Origin of the sequence: Sphingorhabdus sp., from assembly GCF_044354325.1 — a bacterium.
In the GTDB taxonomy this organism is placed as follows: domain Bacteria; phylum Pseudomonadota; class Alphaproteobacteria; order Sphingomonadales; family Sphingomonadaceae; genus Sphingorhabdus_B.
Genome location: NZ_JBILAF010000120.1, coordinates 1 through 6024, shown reverse-complemented (window position 1 = coordinate 6024; position 6024 = coordinate 1). Strand labels below are relative to the sequence as shown.

At 56.1% G+C, this 6024-nt stretch carries 6 protein-coding genes; 4 read left to right on the top strand and 2 right to left on the bottom strand.

Annotated features, from left to right (window positions below; genetic code table 11):
- The coding region (locus tag ACIQ0G_RS09710; protein WP_397577735.1) for a saccharopine dehydrogenase NADP-binding domain-containing protein at positions 1–114 on the bottom strand (114 nt) is incomplete at its 3' end.
- Between the two features lie 54 nt (positions 115–168).
- Between ACIQ0G_RS09710 and ACIQ0G_RS09705 the strand changes: the two genes are divergently transcribed.
- A complete protein-coding gene (locus ACIQ0G_RS09705) occupies positions 169–1155 on the top strand; it encodes a threonine/serine dehydratase (protein ID WP_397577734.1) in 987 nt (328 codons plus the stop codon).
- Here ACIQ0G_RS09705 and hemA read toward each other — a convergent pair.
- A complete protein-coding gene (hemA, locus tag ACIQ0G_RS09700; protein ID WP_397577733.1) occupies positions 1143–2363 on the bottom strand; it encodes a 5-aminolevulinate synthase in 1221 nt (406 codons plus the stop codon). The two genes, ACIQ0G_RS09705 and hemA, sit on opposite strands and share 13 nt — an antisense overlap.
- Before the next feature lie 317 nt (positions 2364–2680).
- On the opposite strand from hemA, the gene plsY reads away from it, so the two are divergent.
- The 3 genes from plsY to topA form a co-directional block, all read left to right on the top strand.
- Positions 2681–3280, top strand: coding sequence for a glycerol-3-phosphate 1-O-acyltransferase PlsY (gene plsY / locus ACIQ0G_RS09695; protein WP_397577732.1), 600 nt, complete (start codon positions 2681–2683; stop codon positions 3278–3280).
- Positions 3281–3288: 8 nt separating this feature from the next.
- A complete protein-coding gene (gene dprA / locus ACIQ0G_RS09690; RefSeq protein ID WP_397577731.1) occupies positions 3289–4383 on the top strand; it encodes a DNA-processing protein DprA in 1095 nt (364 codons plus the stop codon).
- Positions 4384–4463: 80 nt separating this feature from the next.
- The coding region (gene topA, locus ACIQ0G_RS09685; RefSeq protein WP_397577730.1) for a type I DNA topoisomerase at positions 4464–6024 on the top strand (1561 nt) is incomplete at its 3' end.

The following is a 6024-nucleotide window of genomic DNA, read 5'->3' as shown; positions in this document are numbered from 1 at the left end:
CGACTTTGTGCGGCTCGCAAGGCTGATATGGCTAAAAATATCCTGGTTCATGGCCATTTTGTGGACCGCAACCGATCCAACGCCGCCTGCGCCAATTACCAATACCTTGCTCATATGCTATTTCCACTTATCAGAGATTCGTTCAGCGCACGCATATAAGGGCCTTTTATGACAGAACAAGAATTGGCTGCAGCCATCACGACGCCAACGCACGAAGGGGTGCAGCGGGCGATGGCCAAGATAGCCGCTATTCTGCCAAAAACGCCCTTGCTGCCGCTTGAGGTGGATGGCGTCACGATTTGGTGCAAGGCCGAAATGCTGCAGCCCATCGGCGCGTTCAAGATTCGCGGCGCGTGGCACCGCCTCTCCGATTTGAACGAAGACGAGCGTGCGCGCGGCGTCGTTGGCGTATCCAGCGGCAACCATGCGCAGGGCGTCGCTTGGGCGGCGAAGAAGCTTGGCATATCTGCAACCATCGTCATGCCTTGCAATGCGCCGCGCATGAAGCTTGAGGCGACAAAGGCGCTTGGCGCGCAGGTGGTGCTATATGACCGCGCAACGGAATCGCGTGAAGCAGTGGCCGCTGGGTTGATTGCACAAAGCAACGCGACGCTCGTGCATGCCTTTGGCGATCCGTGGGTTATCGAAGGGCAGGGCACCGCCGGTATTGAGATTGCCGAACAGCTGCAAAGCCTTGGCATCACAGGGCCAGATTTGATTGTTTCCTGCTGCGGTGGCGGCGGTCTTGCCGCGGGCCTTGCGCTTGCCTGTCCCGACGCGGACATCGCCATCGTCGAGCCTGAAGGCTGGGACGATATCATCCGTTCGCTTGAAGCAGGCGAGATTTTGCCTGTTAAAGACCTTTTGCACCCAACCTATTGCGATGCTTTGCAAACCCCGCAGACCTACCCCGTAAACTTCGACGTCCTTCGCAACCGCGTATCGCAAGGTGTGTCGGTTACCACCGCTGAAGTGGCTGCAGCGATGCGATTGGTGTTTGAGAAACTCCACCTCGTGGTGGAACCGGGCGGCGCAGTCGCGCTCGCGGCCGTTCTTGCCGGAAAGATAGAATTAAAGCCGGTAACCGCGGTTACATTATCCGGCGGGAATGTGGACCAGGAAACCTTTGTGCAGCTTTTGGCTCAAGCAGCCTGAGCAGCGCGGATATCCACCCGACCCCAAATCTCAATCAACGCACTCGTCAAATCGCGCATCATCGCCTCGGTATGCTGAGGACCCGGCGTAAAGCGTAACCGCTCTGTGCCGCGCGGTACGGTGGGGTAGTTGATCGGTTGAACATATACGCCATATTCCGCGAGCAATATGTCGCTGATCTTCTTGGCCTTCACCGGATCGCCGACCATCAATGGCACGATATGCGTATTGCTGACCATGACGGGCAATCCCGCATCCGCAAATAACGTCTTTAGCATTGCGGCATTTGCGTGCTGCGCAATGCGCTCCTCGCTGGATGTCTTGAGGTGACGAACCGATGCCAATACGCCAGCCACAAGGACCGGCGAGAGCGATGTCGTAAAAATAAAGCCCGGCGCGTAGGAACGAATGACGTCAATGATCTTTTGATCAGCGGCAATGTAACCGCCCATCACACCAAATGCCTTGCCGAGCGTACCTTCAATGATCGTTACGCGGTCCGCGACTTCGTCCCGTTCGCTAATGCCGCCACCACGTGCGCCGTACATGCCAACGGCATGCACTTCGTCGCAATAGGTAAGCGCGTTATACTTGTCGGCCAAATCGCAAACGGCGGCGATGGGCGCAACGTCGCCGTCCATCGAATACACGCTTTCAAAGGCGATCAGCTTCGGTGCCTCTGGATCATCAGCCGCGAGCAGCTCTTCCAAATGCGCCAGATCATTGTGCCGCCAAACGCGCTTTTCACAGCCGGCGTTGCGAATGCCGGCAATCATGGAAGCGTGGTTCAATTCATCGGAATAGATGATGCATCCGGGCAAAACCTTGGCCAATGTCGACAGTGTCGCATCGTTGGAAACATAGCCCGACGTGAACAGCAATGCGCCATCCTTGCCATGCAAATCGGCAAGTTCATGTTCCAGTTCGACATGATAATGCGTGTTGCCGCCAATGTTGCGCGTCCCGCCAGAGCCAGCGCCTACGTCATGCAGTGCATCTTCCATGGCGGTGATGACTTTGGGGTGCTGCCCCATGCAGAGATAGTCGTTTGAACACCACACGGTGATGTCCTTGGGGCCGTTATGTCCGGCGAAGCAGCGCGCGTTGGGATAATTCCCCTTGTTCCGCAAAATATCGATAAACACGCGGTAGCGGCCCTCGGCATGAAGGCGGTCAATCGCTTTTTCGAAAACAGCATCGTAATTCACGGATACTAACCCCGGGTTTAAGCCGCTGCTGCGGCACGTCGTCGCCCATTAGTCCCCGGAAATAGAAAAATCCAGCGCGAACGACTTGCAACAAGCGGCATAATGAACGCTTCTATGCGATATTTTCGCTTAGAGTGATTTGATTTGCGACAAACCAAAGCGCGATAGAGCGGGACAGTTAAACCTTCTGTGTTGGTGTCAGGCCCAAGCTTGTCACGCGCCACGAGGCTAATGCGCCACGCTGGCTGACAAGTCGGTGGCCTTGAGCAGGCGGAACAAAACAGTTACGTCATACAGATATTTAGAGGATTCGACCAATGGATGATATTGGGTTCAACATGATTGCGGGTCTTCTGCTTGGATATCTGCTCGGTTCGATTCCGTTTGGGTTGTTGCTGACTAAGGCTTCGGGCGGCGGCGATATCCGGAACATCGGCTCAGGCAATATCGGCGCAACGAACGTGTTACGGACCGGACGCAAGGGGCTTGCCGCACTGACGTTGTTGCTCGACCTGCTAAAAGGTTTCGCCGCAGTCTTTATCGCAACGCATTATTTGCCGGGTGGTGCCGCATTTGCCGCAGCAGGCGCGTTCTTCGGGCATTTGTACCCTATGTGGCTGGGTTTCAAAGGCGGTAAGGGTGTTGCGACCTATGCCGGCATCATGTTTGGCCTGTTTTGGCAAGGCGGCGTTGTCTATGCCATCGCGTGGATCGGCGCGCTCCTGATTTTCAGGATCTCTTCACTTGCTGGCCTGCTGGCCGCTTTATGCGCGCCGATAGCCGCGGCTTATTTCGGCCGATATGATTTGGTGGCCCTTTTGGTCGCATGCACGTTGATCGTCTTTTGGAAACATCGGACGAATATTGAAAACCTGATGGACGGCACCGAACCACGTATCGGCAAAAGCAAAAGCTGACCGCGGCAATGGGGGGCAGCCAGGAACAATTTGATCAGCTTCGGCTCATTCGATCACCCAATATTGGTCCTGTCAGTTATCGCCAACTCATAGGTCGCTTTGGCAACGCAAAGGCTGCGCTGGAGGCTTTGCCCGACCTTGTTCGTCGCGGCGGTGGCGATCCGTCGCTGCTTGCCGACGAAGCAAGCGTCGCCCGCGAACTGCAATTCGTTGAGAAATTTGGCGGGCGTCACATTTTTATTGGCGATCCCGAATATCCTTCCTTGCTGTCACACTTGGACAATGCGCCGCCCGTCTTGAGTGTGAAGGGTGATTTGGGTCTGCTCAACCGCATCGCCATTTCCATCGTTGGCGCGCGCAATGCGTCGGCTGGTGCGTGTCAGTTCGCACGGCAACTGGCCTATGATCTTGGCCAAATGGAATTCCCGGTGGTTTCGGGACTGGCGCGCGGTATTGATACCGCCGCGCATGCAGGTTCGATTGAAAGCGGAACGATTGCGGTGATCGCAGGTGGTATCGATGTCGTATATCCGCCGGAGAACAAGGCACTTCAGGACGCGATTGCCGAACGTGGCTTGCTCATCGCCGAACAACCGCCCGGGACCGAACCCCGCGCGCGGCATTTTCCATATCGCAACCGGATTATTGCAGGGATATCGGCGGGCACGGTCGTGGTTGAGGCTGCACCCAAATCCGGATCGCTGATTACCGCGCGGCTTGCCGCCGAATTCGGGCGTGAGGTGATGGCCATTCCGGGGTCGCCGCTTGATCCAAGATCACGCGGCTGCAACCAGCTTATCCGCGAAGGCGCCACGCTTGTGCAGAATGCCGAAGAAATTGCCGAACTTGTCCGGCCATTGGATCACCGGATGCGCGCGGTGCCGGCGCGATATGTTGCGTCTGAGCCGGCGACTATCGGCGACGACACCGATGACGAGCGGCAAGCCGTCATCGACCTGATGGGCATGACCTATGTTTCGGTGGATGAATTGGTGCGCCAATCGGGCAGCAGTCAAGCCAATGTGCAGATGGTTCTGCTCGAAATGGAACTGGCCGGCAAACTGGAGCGCGGGGCAGGCGGAAAAGTGCGTATCGCCGCATGAAATTTTCGTCTTGACGACACCCCTCCAACCCCATCAGCCTATACGCGTACGCGAGAGATTTTAGAAAAGCTCATATTATCATGCAATTAGTCATCGTTGAATCACCTGCAAAAGCCAAGACAATCGAGAAATATTTGGGCCCCGGCTTCAAGGTATTGGCATCCTACGGACATATCCGCGATTTGCCGCCCAAGGATGGGTCTGTTGATCCTGAAAATGGCTTTGAAATGCTGTGGGATAATTATGCCGACAAGGCAAAGCAGCTAAAGGCGATAACCGACGAAGCCAAAAAGGCCGACGGCTTAATTCTCGCAACCGACCCTGACCGGGAAGGCGAAGCGATTAGCTGGCATGTGCAGGAAGTGCTCGCCAAGAAAAAGGCGCTGCCCGCAAATGTCGGTCGCGTGACGTTCAACGCAATTACGAAGCAAGCTGTCACCGACGCCATGAAGCATCCGCGGGCTTTGGACATCGACCTAATCGATGCCTATCGCGCGCGCCGCGCACTGGATTATCTTGTGGGCTTTACCCTGTCGCCCGTATTGTGGCGCAAACTGCCGGGCGCAAAATCCGCTGGCCGTGTTCAGTCGGTTGCGCTGCGCTTAATCGTTGAACGTGAGCGCGAGATCGAAGCGTTCCGTGCGCAAGAATATTGGTCGGTTAAGGCGGCGATGGAGCATAAGGGGCAGAAGTTCGATGCCCGCCTGACCCAATATCTCGGCAAAAAACTCGATAAGATGGATTTGAAAACCGAGGCCGAGGCAGAGCAAGCGCGCGCCGCGGTTGAGGCGGGTAAGTTCACCGTCGATTCTGTGGAAACAAAGCCGGTCACGCGCAACCCACAGCCACCATTTACGACATCGACGTTGCAGCAGGAAGCCGCGCGCAAGCTTGGTTTTTCGGCCAGTCACACCATGCGGATTGCGCAAGGGCTGTATGAAGATGGTGCGATCACCTATATGCGTACGGACGGCGTCCAAATGGACCACAGCGCCATTTCTGCCGCGCGCAAAACGATCTCTGACCGCTTTGACAGCGGCTATCTGCCCGACAAGCCGCGGGTCTACCAAAGCAAAGCCAAAAACGCGCAAGAGGCCCATGAAGCCATTCGGCCAACCGATTTCTCCAAGGATAAGGCTGGTTCCGGCGATCATGGCCGTTTGTATGACCTGATCTACAAACGCGCGATGGCCAGCCAGATGGCGTCTGCACGGATGGAGCGCACCACGGTTGATCTGGTCGACGGCACCGGACAGACAGGCTTGCGCGCCACGGGGCAGGTGATGAAATTCCCCGGTTTCTTGGCGGTGTATGAGGAAGGCCTCGACGATAGCGAGAGCGAAGATGGCGCAATTTTGCCGGCGATGTCCGTCGGCGATGCGCCCGCGAAGCATGCTGTTGAGAAAACACAGCATTTTACACAGCCACCACCCCGTTTTTCCGAAGCGACACTTGTTAAAGGGCTGGAGGAGCTGGGTATTGGTCGTCCATCGACCTATGCGTCGACCATTCAGGTTCTGAAAGACAGGGCCTATGTCCGCGTTGAAAAAAATCGTTTTTTTGCAGAGGAATCGGGCCGATTGCTCACAGCATTTCTCGAACGGTTTTTTGAACGTTATGTCGCTTATGATTATACCGCAG

Coding starts and splice junctions, on each gene's coding strand:
- dprA (WP_397577731.1), top strand. CDS start 3,289: ATGGGGGGCAGCCAGGAACAATTTGATCAGCTTCGGCTCATTCGATCA.
- plsY (WP_397577732.1), top strand. CDS start 2,681: ATGGATGATATTGGGTTCAACATGATTGCGGGTCTTCTGCTTGGATAT.
- ACIQ0G_RS09705 (WP_397577734.1), top strand. CDS start 169: ATGACAGAACAAGAATTGGCTGCAGCCATCACGACGCCAACGCACGAA.